General features: G+C 33.8%; 1 protein-coding gene. It reads left to right on the plus strand.

Annotated elements, in window-relative coordinates:
* Nucleotides 1–196 precede the first annotated feature (196 nt).
* The coding region (locus E3E36_RS13085; protein ID WP_206203733.1) for a hypothetical protein at nucleotides 197–400 on the plus strand (204 nt) is incomplete at its 3' end.

A 400-nucleotide genomic window follows, 5' to 3' on the forward strand; every position in this document is an offset into this window, starting at 1 on the left:
TGCATAGATTATAAAGGCAAAACTATTTTCAAAAAAGGAACGGTTGTACTTATACGATAAAAATATTACAGGCAGCAACCTATTAATTTCATATCTCTTCTTATTGTTGACAATGCGTTAAAACTTAAATACAGGCTTTCAATAAAACATTGTTAGTTATCTTCACAAATATAAACCGCTACCGGCAGGATATTGTATGAGAAAAGTTTTGTTGCTGATACTTGTTGCTTTAGCTTTTAATAAGTCATTTGCTACACATGTTGCAGGTGGAGAAATATTCTACCAATATGTTAGCCCCGGTGCAACTGCTAATACCAGTATTTATAAGGTAACCATGAGGTTACTTCGTGAATGTAATAGTTCGAGTCAGGCTCAGTTGAATGGAGAGAACGTAACAATA

It is taken from the genome of Thermococcus sp. M36 (assembly GCF_012027355.1).
GTDB lineage: Archaea > Methanobacteriota_B > Thermococci > Thermococcales > Thermococcaceae > Thermococcus.